Annotated in this window: 15 protein-coding genes and 2 tRNA genes; 10 read left to right on the forward strand and 7 right to left on the reverse strand. The window is 64.1% G+C overall.

The genetic code is table 11. From position 1 onward, the window contains the following. Window positions 1-8: 8 nt before the first annotated feature. The 3 genes from yidD to rpmH are packed head-to-tail and all read right to left on the reverse strand — an operon-like array spanning window position 9 to window position 834. Window positions 9-305 carry a membrane protein insertion efficiency factor YidD gene (gene yidD, locus HMPREF0298_RS00175; RefSeq protein WP_006839037.1) on the reverse strand — a complete coding sequence of 99 codons (297 nt, stop codon included), beginning with the start codon at window positions 303-305 and terminating at the stop codon, window positions 9-11. Then, on the reverse strand, window positions 305-670 hold the full coding sequence (gene rnpA / locus HMPREF0298_RS00180) for a ribonuclease P protein component (RefSeq protein ID WP_006839038.1): 366 nt from the start codon (window positions 668-670) through the stop codon (window positions 305-307). Before rnpA ends, yidD begins: the two co-directional genes overlap by 1 nt. A 26-nt stretch (window positions 671-696) precedes the next feature. Continuing rightward, window positions 697-834 (reverse strand): 50S ribosomal protein L34, encoded by a 138-nt coding sequence (gene rpmH, locus HMPREF0298_RS00185; protein WP_006839039.1) that lies wholly within the window; start codon window positions 832-834, stop codon window positions 697-699. A 799-nt stretch (window positions 835-1,633) separates the two neighbouring features. On the opposite strand from rpmH, the gene dnaA reads away from it, so the two are divergent. The 6 genes from dnaA (at window position 1,634) to HMPREF0298_RS00215 (ending at window position 9,904) form a co-directional block, all read left to right on the forward strand. After that, window positions 1,634-3,238 (forward strand): chromosomal replication initiator protein DnaA, encoded by a 1,605-nt coding sequence (dnaA, locus tag HMPREF0298_RS00190; protein ID WP_006839040.1) that lies wholly within the window; start codon window positions 1,634-1,636, stop codon window positions 3,236-3,238. 506 nt (window positions 3,239-3,744) lie between these two features. Next, window positions 3,745-4,965, forward strand: a complete 1,221-nt coding sequence (gene dnaN / locus HMPREF0298_RS00195; RefSeq protein ID WP_006839041.1) for a DNA polymerase III subunit beta — start codon at window positions 3,745-3,747, stop codon at window positions 4,963-4,965. A 16-nt stretch (window positions 4,966-4,981) separates the two neighbouring features. Next, window positions 4,982-6,166: a DNA replication/repair protein RecF gene (gene recF, locus HMPREF0298_RS00200; protein WP_006839042.1), complete on the forward strand. Its 1,185-nt coding sequence runs from the start codon at window positions 4,982-4,984 to the stop codon at window positions 6,164-6,166. Continuing rightward, window positions 6,159-6,764 carry a DciA family protein gene (locus tag HMPREF0298_RS00205; protein WP_006839043.1) on the forward strand — a complete coding sequence of 202 codons (606 nt, stop codon included), beginning with the start codon at window positions 6,159-6,161 and terminating at the stop codon, window positions 6,762-6,764. Before recF ends, HMPREF0298_RS00205 begins: the two co-directional genes overlap by 8 nt. A 132-nt stretch (window positions 6,765-6,896) precedes the next feature. Then, on the forward strand, window positions 6,897-8,966 hold the full coding sequence (gene gyrB / locus HMPREF0298_RS00210; RefSeq protein WP_040422081.1) for a DNA topoisomerase (ATP-hydrolyzing) subunit B: 2,070 nt from the start codon (window positions 6,897-6,899) through the stop codon (window positions 8,964-8,966). A gap of 80 nt (window positions 8,967-9,046) precedes the next feature. Next, complete coding sequence (locus HMPREF0298_RS00215) at window positions 9,047-9,904, forward strand: alpha/beta fold hydrolase (protein WP_006839045.1); 858 nt, start codon at window positions 9,047-9,049, stop codon at window positions 9,902-9,904. Between the two features lie 3 nt (window positions 9,905-9,907). Here the strand turns inward: HMPREF0298_RS00215 and HMPREF0298_RS00220 are convergent, their stop codons facing one another. The 4 genes from HMPREF0298_RS00220 to HMPREF0298_RS00235 form a co-directional block, all read right to left on the reverse strand. Continuing rightward, window positions 9,908-10,345 carry a DUF6918 family protein gene (locus HMPREF0298_RS00220; RefSeq protein WP_040422248.1) on the reverse strand — a complete coding sequence of 146 codons (438 nt, stop codon included), beginning with the start codon at window positions 10,343-10,345 and terminating at the stop codon, window positions 9,908-9,910. A gap of 59 nt (window positions 10,346-10,404) precedes the next feature. Beyond that, complete coding sequence (locus tag HMPREF0298_RS00225) at window positions 10,405-10,716, reverse strand: hypothetical protein (RefSeq protein ID WP_040422083.1); 312 nt, start codon at window positions 10,714-10,716, stop codon at window positions 10,405-10,407. 259 nt (window positions 10,717-10,975) lie between these two features. Beyond that, window positions 10,976-11,245: a hypothetical protein gene (locus HMPREF0298_RS00230; protein WP_006839047.1), complete on the reverse strand. Its 270-nt coding sequence runs from the start codon at window positions 11,243-11,245 to the stop codon at window positions 10,976-10,978. Continuing rightward, entirely contained in the window at window positions 11,232-11,456 is a 225-nt protein-coding gene (locus tag HMPREF0298_RS00235) for a hypothetical protein (protein WP_006839048.1), read from the reverse strand. The genes HMPREF0298_RS00230 and HMPREF0298_RS00235 overlap by 14 nt, the downstream gene beginning before the upstream one ends. A gap of 82 nt (window positions 11,457-11,538) precedes the next feature. Here HMPREF0298_RS00235 and gyrA point away from each other — a divergent pair, with 82 nt between their 5' ends. The 4 genes from gyrA (at window position 11,539) to HMPREF0298_RS00255 (ending at window position 14,771) form a co-directional block, all read left to right on the forward strand. Beyond that, window positions 11,539-14,145 carry a DNA gyrase subunit A gene (gyrA, locus tag HMPREF0298_RS00240; protein WP_006839049.1) on the forward strand — a complete coding sequence of 869 codons (2,607 nt, stop codon included), beginning with the start codon at window positions 11,539-11,541 and terminating at the stop codon, window positions 14,143-14,145. Window positions 14,146-14,148: 3 nt separating this feature from the next. Next, window positions 14,149-14,487, forward strand: a complete 339-nt coding sequence (locus HMPREF0298_RS00245; protein WP_006839050.1) for a DUF3566 domain-containing protein — start codon at window positions 14,149-14,151, stop codon at window positions 14,485-14,487. Between the two features lie 124 nt (window positions 14,488-14,611). Next, a tRNA-Ile gene (locus HMPREF0298_RS00250) sits at window positions 14,612-14,685 on the forward strand. A gap of 13 nt (window positions 14,686-14,698) precedes the next feature. Further along, a tRNA-Ala gene (locus tag HMPREF0298_RS00255) sits at window positions 14,699-14,771 on the forward strand. Window positions 14,772-14,867 lie beyond the last annotated feature (96 nt).

Consider the following 14,867-nt stretch of genomic DNA (forward strand, 5'->3'; position numbering starts at 1 on the left):
CGAAACTCCTAGCTTGTCGCGGGTTCGGCCAGCTCGACGCTGCCCGGCACGGGGTCGTATCCGCCTGGGTGCCACGGCCCGCACTTGCACACGCGGGCGCCGGCCATCAGGCTTCCCTTCGCTGCCCCGTGGCGAGAAACTGCCTCCAGCGCGTAGGCGCTGCAAACAGGCACGAAGCGGCAGGTTCCACCCATCTTAAGGGGCGAGACGTACTTTTGGTAAAGGCGCACCACTTTCACCAGCACTTTGGCTGGCGCGGAGCCCGCCTCAGGAATCTCGGCACCGAGGAAGTTGTAGTAGGCCACTAACTCTCCTTGGAGCGAAGCTTTTTCAGTGCGGTCGCCAACGCTTGTTCGTAGTCACGGGCCAGCTCGGCGCTTGTCGCGGTCGCGGCCGGCGGCAGGGCACGCACGACGACGTCGGTATCGCGCGCGAGCGTATCGACGCCCGACACAACCACGTGCCGCAGCTTGCGCGAGACACTGTGGCGGGTCACCGCGTTTCCGACCGCCTTAGAGACGATCAGCCCGAACCGGGGCCCGCCGGACAAGGCGAGCTCGGTTCGGGCTGCGACGTGCACCACCACGGTGCGCGACCCTGCGCGGGTGCGCGCTGCCATCGTCCGGCGAAACTGCTCCGGCGAGGCCAGCTTGTTCGCTTTGGGGAGCACGAGCTTGCTGGTGTGCGGGAATGCTCTTACGCCGTGAGGCTGGAGCGACCCTTGCGGCGACGCGCGGAAACGATGGCGCGGCCGGCGCGGGTGCGCATGCGGGCGCGGAAGCCGTGCTTGCGGGCGCGGCGGCGGTTGTTGGGCTGGAAAGTCCGCTTAGACACGGAAAACTCCTTGAGTTAGGTGCGACGGCCAGCGGCTGCGCTACCCAATGCCGGGTGTACGCAGCCTCCCGGGGCAGAGGCCGTCCCGGTGAGGATTATGTAGCTGAGATGCGACAGTGGCTCCGCGTGGAACGGCGGAGACGTTATCGCGCGCCCCACCTGCGCCGACTCACCACGTTCTCACGGTGGCCCGGTGCACTGCGCGGGTGGTGCTCTCAAGCACATCGGTATGAAACCAATGTGACAGACCATGCCAGACTACGTGACTTTTCGTGTGAGGTACAAATCGCCACGCGGCTCGGTTTGACGCGTCAAGGGTGGGTGCCCCCGAAATTACAGCACTGTATTTTTACGCAGTTCAGGCCGCGAATCGCCGGCGCATCCTGCAGTGCAGCGCGGCAGGTTACGTAGACACCTGTCCTGGAGGGTTATCCACAGAAAGTCACCGCCGGAAAGTTTGGACACGCAGCGCACCGAGGGGGTAACAATAGTTGCCTAGACAAACAAACTCACAGCTATGCACATAGCGACTGTGGATAAGTCTTAACAACCGGTTGAGACTTTTCGCTTTGGGACCACTAAACCCGAGGTGAAAGGACATATTTTACGCCGCATATTTATCCACAGCTACGCTTCACTCCTGTGGATAGAACCCGAACAGGGAACTATCCACAATTGTGGATAAAGTTGTGGAACACAAGGTCGTCGGCGCCTCACAGGCGTTCCGGGGGTGTGGAAGACACCGCCGGCGCGCTCCACAGGCAGACCGCAACAACGAAACAAGGAACCAAACGCAACCGTGGTAGACCAGCAACTTGCAGCGCTCTGGAGGGACATCGTCTCGGAGCTGCTCACCCTCTCCGAGCGCCCCAACTCGAACGTTCCCACGCTCACGCACCAGGAACGCGCCTACCTGCAGCTGGTAACGCCCGTCATGCTTGTCGATGGCTACGTCATCCTTGCCGCACCGCACGCCGCGGCGAAAACCGTGATCGAAAATTCGCTGGGCACCCACATCACCGCGCTGCTGTCGCGGAAGCTCAACACCACGTGCACTCTGGCGGTGTCCATCCAGCAGCCCGAGCCCGTCGCCAACGAACAGCCGCGCCCGCTGGACAGCAAGCCGGAGCAGACCTCCGTGCCGGACTGGTTTTCCACCTCAAGCAGGCCGCCCGCCTTCACCGAGGACGCCACGCCGGGAGAGGTCGGCGAACAGATCCCGATGGGCCTCGATGAGTTGGCGCGCCTGCACTCCCAGCACCAGGCGGAAGCGAAGGGCGCGTCGGGGGGGCGTCGACAAGCAAGCGCGCACCCCACCGTGCCGCAGCGGCTGCCGCGGGAAACGCCCGCGCACAACCCCGACCGCGAGGCGAGCCTGAACCCGAAGTACACCTTCGAAAACTTCGTCATCGGCTCGTCGAACCGCTTCGCCAACGGCGCCGCGGTCGCCGTCGCGGAAAACCCCGCCCGCGCCTACAACCCGTTGTTTATCTGGGGCGGGTCCGGGCTGGGCAAAACCCACCTGCTGCACGCAGCGGGAAATTACGCCAAGCTGCTGCAGCCGAACCTGCGCATCAGCTACGTCTCCTCCGAGGAGTTCACCAACGACTACATCAACTCGGTGCGCGACGACCGCCAGGAATCCTTCAAGCGCCGCTACCGCAACCTGGACATCCTCATGGTTGACGACATTCAGTTCCTGGAGGGCAAGGAGGGAACCCAGGAGGAGTTCTTCCACACGTTCAACGCCCTGCACCAACAAAACAAGCAGATCATCCTGTCCTCCGATCGCCCGCCGCGGCAACTGACCACTCTCGAGGACAGGCTGCGCACCCGCTTCGAAGGAGGGTTGATCACCGACGTGCAGCCGCCGGACCTGGAGACCCGAATCGCGATTTTGATGAAGAAGGCCGCGGCCGACGGCACCCACGTCGATCACGCCGTGCTCGAACTCATCGCCTCGCAGTTCGAGTCCTCCATCCGCGAGCTTGAAGGCGCCCTGATCAGGGTGTCGGCCTACTCCTCGCTCATTAACGAGCCGATCACGCTCGAGGTTGCCCAGGTCGCGTTGCGCGACCTGCTGCCCAACGGCGGCGAGGTCACAATCAGCGCGGCCGTGATCAAGGAGGCGGCGGCGGAATATTTCGATATCTCGCTCGATCAACTCACCGGTGCCGGCAAGACCAGACTGGTGGCGCACGCGCGCCAGCTCGCGATGTACCTCTGCCGGGAACTGACCGACCTTTCCCTGCCCAAGATCGGCGACGAGTTCGGCGGCAAGGACCACACGACCGTGATGTACGCCGACCGGAAAATCCGCAAGGAAATGACCGAAAACCGCGGCACCTACGACGAAATCCAGGTGCTGACCCAGATGATCAAGAACCAAGCGCGCTCGCGCTGACTACATGTTCCCACCCCGGCCACAAACGGCCGGGTTTTTCTTATCCACAAAGTTACTCACAGCTGTGTAATTCCAAGAATGTAACTTGGTGACCTTGGCCACAGCTGAACCCGACCACCCGAAAATCCCGGTTGTGGACAAACAGCGCCGGAATGTGAAAAGACAGTGTGCAACGGGCCGGGAAGTGTGAATGCTTTACCCGGCCGAAAAACTATCCACAGGACCCCCGAGTTATCCACACCTTGTCCACAGCGATGGGCACATCCCATTTTTCCGCGACGACCACCACGGACAAGGCCTCTTCCACAGAGTGCACAGGACTTACTGTTACTACCAGAGATTTCATTCGAAATTACTAGGGGGAAATGGGGATGTGGACAGCCCGCCGACGCCGCGCCACCGCGCCCCCGATGAGCCGGGGCTTTTAATGACAAAGAATGGGTGCCCGCCTAAGGTAGAGCGGAGTTACATGTAATTCGGGGGAAAACGCGCTAAGGAGTGCTGCCATGGATGACAACTCGATGGACACCAACGCTGGTAACGCCAGCACCAACGTGTCATTTCGCGTCCACAAGGAAGACCTCTCCGACGCCGTGGCCTGGGTCGCGCGCAGTTTGCCGACGAAAAACACGCAGCCGGTGCTGCGCGCCATCGTCATCACCGCCGACGACTCCGGGTTGGAATTCGCCGGATTCGACTACGAAGTTTCCTCCCGCGTGCGCATCGGCGCCGAGGTGTCCCAGCCCGGACGCGTCGCTGTCGCCGGCAAGCTCATGGCTGACATCGTGGCCAACATGCCGGCTAAGCCGATGGAGGTCTCCACAGACGGCTCAAAGATGCTGCTCCAGGGCGGCTCTGCGCGCTTCGAACTGCCGCTGATGCCCTTGGACGACTACCCGCAGCTGCCAACGCTTCCCGAGGTCACGGGTCGAATCTCGCCCTCGGCTTTTGTCGGCGCGGTCACCCAGGTCGCCTCGGCCGCCGGGCGCGACGACACCCTGCCGATGCTGACGGGTGTGCACATGGAGATCTCCGGAAACGCCCTGCAGCTCACCGCAACCGACCGTTTCCGCCTTGCTATTCGACGCCTGCAGTGGGAGCCAGCATCGGATGACGTGGAAGCAAAGCTCCTGGTTCCGGCCAAAACCCTGCTGGATAACGCCCGCACCCTGGACACCCACGTCGAAGAGCCCGTCGAGATCGCGGTCGGCGCCGCCGGCAACGTCGGCGGCGATGGTCTCTTCGGCCTGCACTCCGGAAACCGGGAAACCACGACCCGCATGCTCGATGCCGATTTCCCGAACATTCAGCCGCTCCTGCCGAAGACCCACACGTCGATGGCAAGCGTTGAAATCGCCCCGCTCGTCGAGGCGATCCGCCGCGTCAGCCTGGTCGCGGACCGCAACGCGCAGGTGCGCATGCACTTCCACCCCGGCGAAGTCACCCTGCACGCCTCCGGCGCTGACTCCGGCGAGGCGAGCGAAACCGTTGCTGCCGCGTTTTCGGGAGCCGACGAGCTTCTCATCGCGTTCAACTCCGGCTACCTCAAGGACGGCCTGGCCGTGATCGGGACCAACCGGGTGGTGTTCGGATTCACCGAGGCCTCCCGACCGGCAATCATGATCCCGGAGCCCGAGCAGTTGCCGGAGGCCGAGGCGGACGGCACGTTCCCCACCCCGGCGACGGACTTCACCTACCTGCTGATGCCCGTGCGCCTACCGGGCTAGGCCCGCGGAACCGCCCGTGTACGTACGCGATCTCGATCTACGCGACTTTCGCTCCTGGCCCGAACTTACCCTCACCCTCGAGCAGGGGGCGACGGTGTTCGCCGGGCGCAATGGCCACGGCAAAACGAATATCGTCGAAGCGCTGCACTACACCAGCACCCTCGGCAGCCACCGGGTTTCCACGGACGCCCCGCTGATCCGCTCCGGATGCTCCGACGCCCGCGTGTCCGTCACCACCGTCAACGACGGCCGCGAGCTGACAACGCATTTGCTAATCAAAGCCAACGGCGCCAACCAGGCCCAAATCAACCGCACGCGGTTGAAGTCGGCGCGCGAAGTACTCGGCGTGCTGCGCACCGTGATGTTCTCACCGGAGGATCTCAAGCTCGTCGCGGGCGAGCCAGCGGAGCGGCGCCGGTTCCTCGACGACCTCGCGACGTCGCGCGCACCGCGCCTCGGTGGGGCGAAGGCGGACTACGACAAGGTGCTGCGCCAGCGCAACGCCCTGTTGCGCAGCTCCGCCCACGAGCTGCGCCGCGGCTACGGCGACGACACCGGCGCCAGCGCGCTGGCCACCCTGGACGTGTGGGATCTGCAGCTCGCCCGACTCGGTGCGGAAGTCACCGCCGGAAGGCTCGAGCTTCTCGACGTCCTCTCCCCGCACATCGCCGAGTCCTACGCTGCAGTCGCCCCCGAATCACGCCCCGCGTCGGTGTCCTATTCCTCCACCGTCGACGACGCGGTGCGTTCGCTTGCCGGCGAGCCCAGCCGGGACCCCGGCGTCATTGAGGCCGCCATGCTCACCGAGCTGGCGCGCCGGCGCAGGGAAGAAATCGAGCGCACCACCACGCTCGTTGGCCCGCACCGCGACGACATGGTTTTGATGTTGGGCGACACCCCGGCCAAGGGGTACGCCAGCCACGGCGAGACCTGGTCGTATGCGCTCGCCCTCCATTTGGCCGAGTACGAGCTGCTCGCCTCCGAGGGCTCGCACCCGGTGCTCATCCTCGACGACGTTTTCGCGGAGCTCGACGCGCTTCGCCGCCAGCGCCTCGTCGCCGTTGCTCACAGCGCCGAACAGGTGCTGATAACCGCAGCGGTGGGCGACGACTTGCCCGACAACCTCGCGGACGCCGTTTCCGCCCGCTACCTTGTGAGCATGCACGAGGCGAACTCAACAATCGAGGCCAACGATGGCTGACCTCGTTTCCTCCACCTTCGACACCCTTCGCGCTACGGCGCGCCAGCGCGGAGGGCGGGTTCCGGACCTGCGGCGCCAGGGTCACTCGGAGATGCCGCGCCGGGCGCGCGTGGTGTCGCTCAGTGACGGCGTCGAGGCGGCGTCGATACGCGTGCCGGGTCTCAAACTGGACGACGTTGAACATAAAACCTGGTCAAAACGGGAACTACCAACGGGGCCGGACGGGCGCGCCTTACCGCGAAGCATGCAGGTCAAGGGCTTCGGCGCGCTGGTGCGCACGGAGATCAACAAGCGTGCGTGGACGGAGAAGATGGCGTTCGGATGGGTCATGGGAAACTGGGCGGGCCTGGTCGGTGAAAAGATCGCCCAGCACACCGAGGTGCAGATGATCAAAGACGGCGAGGTGTTCATCGCATGCGACCAAACGGCCTGGGCCACAGAGCTGAAGTACATGCAGGCCACCGTGCTGTCGGAGATCGCGCAGAAGATCGGTCCCGGGGTGATCACGAAACTGCACGTCTACCCCCCGAAGACGAAAAATTGGCGCAAGGGTCCACTCCACGTCAAGGGCCGCGGGCCGCGCGACACATACGGGTAAGAACGAAACACACCCCGAAATTCGCGCGAGAAACGCCCTCTCGCAGGATTGGCTGGTGCGGGTAATTCCCCCTACAGGGTGTAGGATTGGACGGGTTAAAACCCCCTTAGCGCGACAGGAGACTCCCACATCGTGGCTACCAAAGAACCGCACTATGATGCGTCATCGATCACCATTCTCGAGGGCCTCGAAGCTGTTCGCAAGCGCCCCGGAATGTACATCGGTTCCACCGGCGCACGCGGCCTCCACCACCTTGTTTGGGAAGTGGTGGACAACTCCGTCGACGAAGCCATGGCTGGTTACGCCGACCGCGTCGACGTCACGCTGCTTGCCGACGGCGGCATCGAGGTCATTGACAACGGCCGCGGCATCCCGGTGGAGATGCACCCCTCCGGTGCGCCCACCGTCCAGGTCGTCATGACCCAGCTCCACGCCGGCGGCAAGTTCGACTCCGAGTCCTACGCTGTCTCCGGCGGCCTGCACGGCGTCGGTATCTCTGTCGTCAACGCTCTGTCCACCCGCGTAGAGGCGGACATCAAGCGCGACGGCAAGCACTGGTACCAAAATTTCACCAACGCTGTTCCCCACGAGCTCGAGCAGGGCGGCAATGCCCGCGGCACCGGCACCACGATCCGTTTCTGGCCCGACGCCGAGATTTTCGAGACGATCGAGTTCGACTACAACACCATTTCGCGGCGTTTGCAGGAAATGGCGTTTTTGAACAAGGGCCTGACAATCACGCTCAAGGACGAGCGCGTCACCGACGAAGAGCTCGAGCTTGAGGCGATCGTCGAGGAAGGCGACACCGCAGCGCTTGTCGACGGCGACTCCTTCGACGACACCGTGGTGGAGGAATCCACCGGCGACGATGCCGGCGCCGAGGTCGCTCCCGCCGTGCAGAAGAAGCGCGAAAAGAAGGTCACGTACCACTACCCGAACGGGCTGATCGACTACGTCGACCACCTCAACAAGTCGAAGACCCCGATCCACCCTTCCGTGATCGGGTTCGAGGCCAAGGGCACCGACCACGAGGCCGAAGTGGCGATGCAGTGGAACAACGGGTTCAAGGAATCCGTCCACACCTTCGCCAACACGATCAACACCCACGAGGGCGGCACCCACGAGGAGGGCTTCCGCGCCGCGCTGACCTCGATCATGAACCGCTACGCCCGCGACCACAAGCTTTTGCGCGAGAAGGAACCCAACCTCACCGGTGAGGACTGCCGCGAGGGGCTGTCCGCCATCGTGTCGGTGCGCGTCGGCGATCCGCAGTTCGAGGGCCAGACCAAGACCAAGCTCGGCAACACCGAGATCAAGGGCTTCGTGCAGCGCGCCGTCAACGAGCACCTCTCCGACTGGTTCGACGCCAACCCGGCCGAGGCGAAGGTGATCATCAACAAGGCCGTCTCCTCCTCGCAGGCGCGCCAGGCCGCCCGCAAAGCCCGCGACCTCGTGCGCCGCAAGTCGGCGGGCGACATGGGCGGGCTGCCCGGCAAGCTCGCCGACTGCCGCTCCAAGGACCCGAAGGCCTCTGAGCTGTTCATCGTGGAGGGCGACTCCGCTGGCGGTTCCGCGAAGCAAGGCCGCGACTCGATGTACCAGGCGATCCTGCCGCTGCGCGGCAAGATCCTCAACGTGGAAAAGGCCCGCATGGACCGTGTGCTGAAGAACGCCGAAGTCCAGGCGATCATCACCGCACTGGGCACTGGCATCCACGACGAGTTCGACATCTCGCGGCTGCGCTACCACAAGATTGTGCTTATGGCGGATGCCGACGTCGACGGCCAGCACATCGCCACCCTGCTCCTGACCCTGCTGTTTCGCTTCATGCCGGAGCTCATCGAACAGGGCCACGTCTACCTAGCCAACCCGCCGCTGTACAAGCTCAAGTGGGCAAAGGGCGAGCCCGGATACGCGTTTTCCGACCGCGAGCGCGACGCGCAGCTCGCCGAAGGCCAGGAGGCCGGCCGCAAGATCAACACCGACGACGGCATCCAGCGCTACAAGGGCCTCGGCGAGATGAACCCGAGCGAGCTGTGGGAAACCACACTCGACCCGGAGCACCGCATTCTGCGGCGTGTCGACGTCGAGGACGCGCAGCACGCCGACGAGCTGTTTTCCATTCTCATGGGCGACGACGTCGCCGCGCGCCGGTCGTTTATCACCCGCAAGGCGAAAGACGTGCGCTTCCTCGACGTCTAAGCGTCGTCAAGCGGGTGCGACGGGTGTTGATCCCGCTGGCCGATCGGTGCAGATAGGGCAGCGTTGTCTACACTTTTGCCATGGCGAACAACGTAGATATCACCCTTCCCGACAACTCGACGAGCACCGTTGCGCTGTACCCGGCGCCGAACAGCGGAAAGCCTCTCGTGGTTATCTGGCCAGGGTTCGGAATGGGCGCCCGCTACTACCGCCCCATCGCGGAGTGGCTGGCGGAGAGGGGTTTTCCCGCTGCTGTCGGTGAGCTTCGCGGGCAGGGAACGAGCACGGCGGTTGCGAGCCGGAACCAATCGTGGAGCTACCACACCATGGCGACGGAGGATTACCCGCTGACAATCACGGCGGCAAAGGACAGCCTCGGCCTGCCCCACGACCACCCGGTGATTTTCTTGACCCACTCGATGGGTGGGCAGATTGGAACCCTGTTCTTCGCCAATAGTGTGGCACAGGAGCTCAACGTTTTAGGTCTGATGGGCGTGGGCACGGGCAGCCCGTACTTCAAAACTTTCAACCCGGCGACCAAGCGACGCCTCTTCGTCGGGGCGCGGCTCATGGCCGCGGTCTCGCGCGTGCTGGGCTACTGGCCGGACGGCCCGTTGGACATCGCCGGGTACGGGCGCCAGTCGGGCAAGCACGTGGGGGAGTGGGCGAGGCTGTCGCGCACCAACTTGGTGGACCACATCGACGGCAACGACTACACAAACGCGCTGCTGGATGTCACCGCACCCGTGCTCTACACGCGGTTCAACAACGACGAGGACTGCACCATTGCGTCTGCCGAGGCGTTGGCCGAGCACATCCCGACGGCTCACCCCAAGGTTGAGGAGCTCAGCGGCGACCTCGGGCACAACCGCTGGGCGCGGGAGCCGGAGATCGTGGGCCGGCGGTTCGTCCGGTTCTACGAGGAGAACTTCGCCTAAGCGCTACTTGGCGTGGCGCTCGATGATCTCGCCGAACTCGGGCAGAACCGGCGCGATTATCTTGCCGGCCTTGCCGCGCAGGCTGGAGTAAACCTTCTGCACCGCCGCGGGGCCCTGCTGAGCGAAGCGGTCGCCGAGGGAGAGAACGTCGCGGGTGACCTCCTCCTCGCGCGAGGCGAGGTAGTTGCCGAACCCGGCTGAGGTCTCCGGGTTGTATTCGTTCCAATAGGGGGTGAGCGATTCGATGATGGAAGGCAGGGCGCGGTCGACGCTCTTGGAGATCGCATCGGCGTTGGCCTTCTTGATTCCCGCAACAGCGGACTTAATCGCCATCCCGGTCAGGCCGGACTGGGATTCGATTGTGCGGTTGGCCAAGTCGGCGAGGTCGTTGACCACGGACGGTCGGGTGGTGTCGTCGAGGAGTTTTGTCAGGTCGCTCATTTCATCGAGCATAGACGGATTGCGCGAACCTGCGGTGGCAACGGGGTTTGGTGGGCGGGCTAGGCAGCCAGGCGGATCAGGGAGCTTACCCCGGCGACGGGCGCGCTCGAGGTGAGGATGTTGTAGATGGCGAGGGCCGCGGAGATGCCCTTGCCGCCGTAGACGACGGAGTCGGCGGCAATCTTCAGGGCCTGCTCGGTCTCCTCGCGGGACACCGGAGAGATGCCGGCGGCGAAGTCGGTGACGAAAGCGGGGATCTCCACGTCGGAAGAGGGCTCGGGGGCGACGATCTGGGCGTTGGCGTAAGCCGGGGAACCGGCGACGAGCAGGGCGGATGCGGACACAGTGGCAACGACGTTGCGAACTTTCATGGGGCTCTCCTTGACACGGGTGGTCTATGTCTAAGCCAATCATAAGGTAGACCACAGCTAACCGCCGTACGACGATGAATGCGCTGCACAACATAGCAAAGGGAGCGCGTGCGCCACTCAATGCTCCCGTCGGAAGCAGGCGGCGCACGCGCAGGTTGCAGCTCTTCCGCCACAGTGCCCAGCGGAAATCACACAAGCAACTGCTGCCACAACTGCATCAAAAATAACATGCGTAACGCAGGGGCGCCAGCGCTGGCCCCTAGTGCTGTTCCACCCAGTCCAAGTAGACCCGGCGAACCACCTCCGCGAAACCCGCATTTGCACCGGTCAAGGGCTGCAGTTTCGAGACGGTGGCGGCGAGCGCTGCGGCCGCAGCGGGGGCGGAATCGAAAACCGGCACCCCGTGCACGCGCGCGCCTGGCACGGCCGCGGCCGCGCACAGGCTCGGAAATGACCTCACGCGCACCCGCGCGACCTCGCAGTACTCGTCGGCAATCGCGAGGAGCTGTTCGGGGCTAAGGGGTCTCATCGCCGCGTGACTGCCGGATCCGCGCCTCGGTCGCGGCGTAGGCCGCCGAATGGGTGCGTGCGAGTGCGGTGACGTGGGCGTCGTCAAGCAAGCGCGCCGCAGCGGTGACCACCGACCGTCGCGCCGCTTCCTGCTTCGAGCAACCCCACGCCGAAGCGAGCAAGACAAGCGCCTTGTCCTCGTCTGCCGTGAGCCTGAGTGTCATTGCCATACCACTGTGATACCGCACGCCGGTGCCGAAAACCCGCACAACGCGGTAGAATTCGCCTGATAACCAAACAGAAAGGTGACCAATGAGTGACGACACTCTCACTGGTGACGGCTTCGACCGCATCCAACCCATTGACATCAATGACGAGATGCAGACGAGCTACATCGACTACGCCATGAGCGTCATCGTCGGGCGCGCCCTGCCCGACGTGCGCGACGGTATGAAGCCCGTGCACCGGCGCGTGATCTACACCATGTACGACAGCGGCTACCGGCCCGAGCGCTCGTATGTGAAGTCCGCAAAGCCCGTCGGTGAGACGATGGCTAACCTTCACCCGCATGGCGACTCCGCGATCTACGACACCCTCGTGCGCATGGCCCAGCCGTGGTCGATGCGCTACCCGCTGATCGACGGCCAGGGCAACTTCGGCTCCCCGGGCAACGACGGACCCGCCGCGATGCGCTACACCGAGTGCAAGATGACGCCGCTGGCCATGGAGATGGTTCGCGACATCCGCGAAAACACGGTCAACTTCTCGCCGAACTACGACGGCAAGACCAAAGAGCCGGACATCTTGCCCTCCCGCGTGCCTAACCTGCTGATGAACGGCTCCGGTGGCATCGCCGTCGGCATGGCCACCAACATCCCGCCGCATAACCTGCGCGAGCTGGCGGAGGCCATCTATTGGATACTGGACAACCACACCGCGGACGAGAAGACCACCCTCGATGCCGTCATGGAGCGCGTCAAGGGCCCCGATTTCCCCACCTCCGGCCTCATCGTCGGCGACACCGGGATCAAGGACGCCTACACCACCGGCCGCGGCTCGATCCGCATGCGTGGGGTCACCGAGATCGAGGAGATCGGCTCGCGCCAGGTCATCGTGATCACGGAGCTGCCGTACCAGGTCAACCCGGACAACTTCATCGCGAACATTGCTGACCACATCGCCAACGGCAAGCTGCCGGGCGCTTCGCGTATCGACGACGAGTCCTCCGACCGCGTGGGCATGCGCATCGTTGTCTCGCTGAAGCGCGACGCCGTGCCGCGCGTGGTGCTCAACAACCTGTACAAGCACTCGCAGCTGGAGACGAACTTCTCCGCGAACATGCTCTCCATCGTCGATGGCGTGCCGCGCACGCTGCGCCTCGACCAGATGCTGCGCTACTACGTCAAGCACCAGATCGAAGTCATCGTCAGGCGCACCCAGTACCGCCTCGACGAGGCCGAAAAGCGCGCCCACATCCTGCGCGGCCTGGTCAAGGCACTCGACATGCTCGACGAGGTCATCGCCCTGATCCGCCGCTCGCCGACTGTCGACGAGGCGCGCACGGGCCTGATTGAGCTTCTCGACGTCGACGAGATCCAGGCCAACGAAATCCTCTCCATGCAGCTGCGCCGCCTCGCCGCGCTCGAGCGCCAGAAAATTGTCGACGACCTCGCCGAGATCGAACGCCAGATTGCCGACCTGAAGGACATCCTGGCCAGCCCCGAACGCCAGCGCGCAATCGTGGGCGACGAACTCGCCGAGATTGTCGAACGCTACGGCGACGACCGCCGCACCCGCCTTATCGCCGCCACCGGCGACGTCTCCGAGGAAGACCTGATCGCCCGCGAGAACGTCGTGGTCACGATCACCTCCACCGGCTACGCCAAGCGCACCAAGGTCGACGCGTACAAGGCGCAGAAGCGCGGAGGCAAGGGCGTGCGCGGCGCCGAGCTGAAGCAGGACGATGTGGTGAAGAACTTCTTCATCTGCTCCACCCACGACTGGATCCTCTTCTTCACCAACTTCGGCCGCGTCTACCGCCTCAAGGCCTATGAACTGCCGGAGGCGGGGCGCACCGCGCGCGGCCAACACGTGGCTAACCTGCTGGAGTTCCAGCCGGAGGAGCGCATCGCCCAGGTGATCCAGATTCACTCCTACGAAGACGCTCCCTACCTGGTGCTGGCCACCCGCGAAGGTCGCGTGAAGAAGTCGCGCCTGACCGACTACGAGTCCGCACGCTCCGCAGGACTGATTGCGATCAACCTCAACGAGGGCGACCAGCTCATCGGCGCTGCGCTGGCGTCGGACGAGGACGACGTCCTGCTCGTCTCGGAGCAGGGCCAGGCGATCCGCTTCACCGCCGACGACGAGCAGCTGCGCCCGATGGGCCGCGCCACCGCCGGTGTCAAGGGCATGCGCTTCCGCGGCGACGACCAGCTGCTCGCCATGACGGTCGTGCACGACAACGACTTCCTGCTCGTGGCCACCTCCGGCGGCTACGGAAAGCGCACCGCGATCGGTGAGTACGCCACCCAGGGTCGCGGCGGCTTGGGCGTGATGACGTTCAAGTACACCCCGAAGCGCGGCAAGCTGATCGGCGCGCTGGCCGTGGAGGAGGAAGACCAGATCTTCGCCATCACCTCCGCCGGCGGTGTGATCCGCACCGAGGTCGCCCAGATCCGCCCGAGCTCGCGCGCCACGATGGGCGTGCGCCTCGTGGACCTGGGTGAAGACGTTGAGCTCCTCGCCATCGACAAGAACGTCGAAGACGAGGGCGAAGAGGAAGCGACCGCCGTGGCAAAGGGTGAAAAGACCCTCGCCGAGGCCCAGGAAGTGACCTCCAGCGGCGCCCCGGTCAACGTCAACAGTGTGGAGACGGACCCCGTCGGCCCGACTCACGATTACGAAGATGAGGAGTAATCCATGGCCGCGCGAAAATTGACCGTGTCCCACATCAACCCCGCCTCGGCGTTCAAGGTCGCGTCTCTCATGGCGCTGGCGGGGTTTGTCGCCTGGATGATCGGCGTGGCGCTGGTCTACTTCTTCCTCGCTCAAACGGGCGTTGTCGAATCGGTGAACTCGCTGATCGCGGGCGTCGGCGGTGAGCCCGTCGTGGATGCGGCGCTCGCGCTCTCCACCGCCGCCCTGTTCGGGCTAGTCGGCGTCGTGGTCGCCGCGGTGCTCGCGCCGCTGGCGGCGGTGATCTACAACGCGATCGCCAACCTCACCGGCGGGATCACGGTCACACTGACTAACCGCTAGCTCGCTTATCGACGCTCAACCCAGCGTGGCGCCAAAAGTTACGGGGAAACGGTGGCAAGAGCGTCGATAAGCAGGCGATTTGTTGTTCGCGATACCGGTTGGGTAATGTTCTAACTCGTTCCCAGGGCCTATAGCTCAGTCGGTTAGAGCGCATCGCTGATAACGATGAGGTCGCAAGTTCGATTCTTGCTAGGCCCACAGGAACAAAAAAGGGGCATTAGCTCAGTTGGTAGAGCACCTGCTTTGCAAGCAGGATGTCAGGAGTTCGATTCTCCTATGCTCCACAGGGAACAAAACCGCTGGTCAGCAAAGACCAGCGGTTTTTCCGTATTTACCCTGGTTGGAACGGTGATACCCTCTTGCCCCAAGCGGTCACATTC

The sequence above is a fragment of the Corynebacterium lipophiloflavum DSM 44291 genome (genome assembly GCF_000159635.1).
Classification (GTDB): domain Bacteria; phylum Actinomycetota; class Actinomycetes; order Mycobacteriales; family Mycobacteriaceae; genus Corynebacterium; species Corynebacterium lipophiloflavum.

Excerpts from the sequence above, each read along its gene's own strand:
- HMPREF0298_RS00235 (WP_006839048.1), bottom strand. The coding sequence starts at position 11,456 with ATGGCAATGACACTCAGGCTCACGGCAGACGAGGACAAGGCGCTTGTC.
- HMPREF0298_RS00230 (WP_006839047.1), bottom strand. The coding sequence starts at position 11,245 with ATGAGACCCCTTAGCCCCGAACAGCTCCTCGCGATTGCCGACGAGTAC.
- HMPREF0298_RS00205 (WP_006839043.1), top strand. The coding sequence starts at position 6,159 with ATGGCTGACCTCGTTTCCTCCACCTTCGACACCCTTCGCGCTACGGCG.
- HMPREF0298_RS00225 (WP_040422083.1), bottom strand. The coding sequence starts at position 10,716 with ATGAAAGTTCGCAACGTCGTTGCCACTGTGTCCGCATCCGCCCTGCTC.
- HMPREF0298_RS00220 (WP_040422248.1), bottom strand. The coding sequence starts at position 10,345 with ATGAGCGACCTGACAAAACTCCTCGACGACACCACCCGACCGTCCGTG.
- HMPREF0298_RS00245 (WP_006839050.1), top strand. The coding sequence starts at position 14,149 with ATGGCCGCGCGAAAATTGACCGTGTCCCACATCAACCCCGCCTCGGCG.
- dnaN (WP_006839041.1), top strand. The coding sequence starts at position 3,745 with ATGGATGACAACTCGATGGACACCAACGCTGGTAACGCCAGCACCAAC.
- HMPREF0298_RS00215 (WP_006839045.1), top strand. The coding sequence starts at position 9,047 with ATGGCGAACAACGTAGATATCACCCTTCCCGACAACTCGACGAGCACC.
- gyrA (WP_006839049.1), top strand. The coding sequence starts at position 11,539 with ATGAGTGACGACACTCTCACTGGTGACGGCTTCGACCGCATCCAACCC.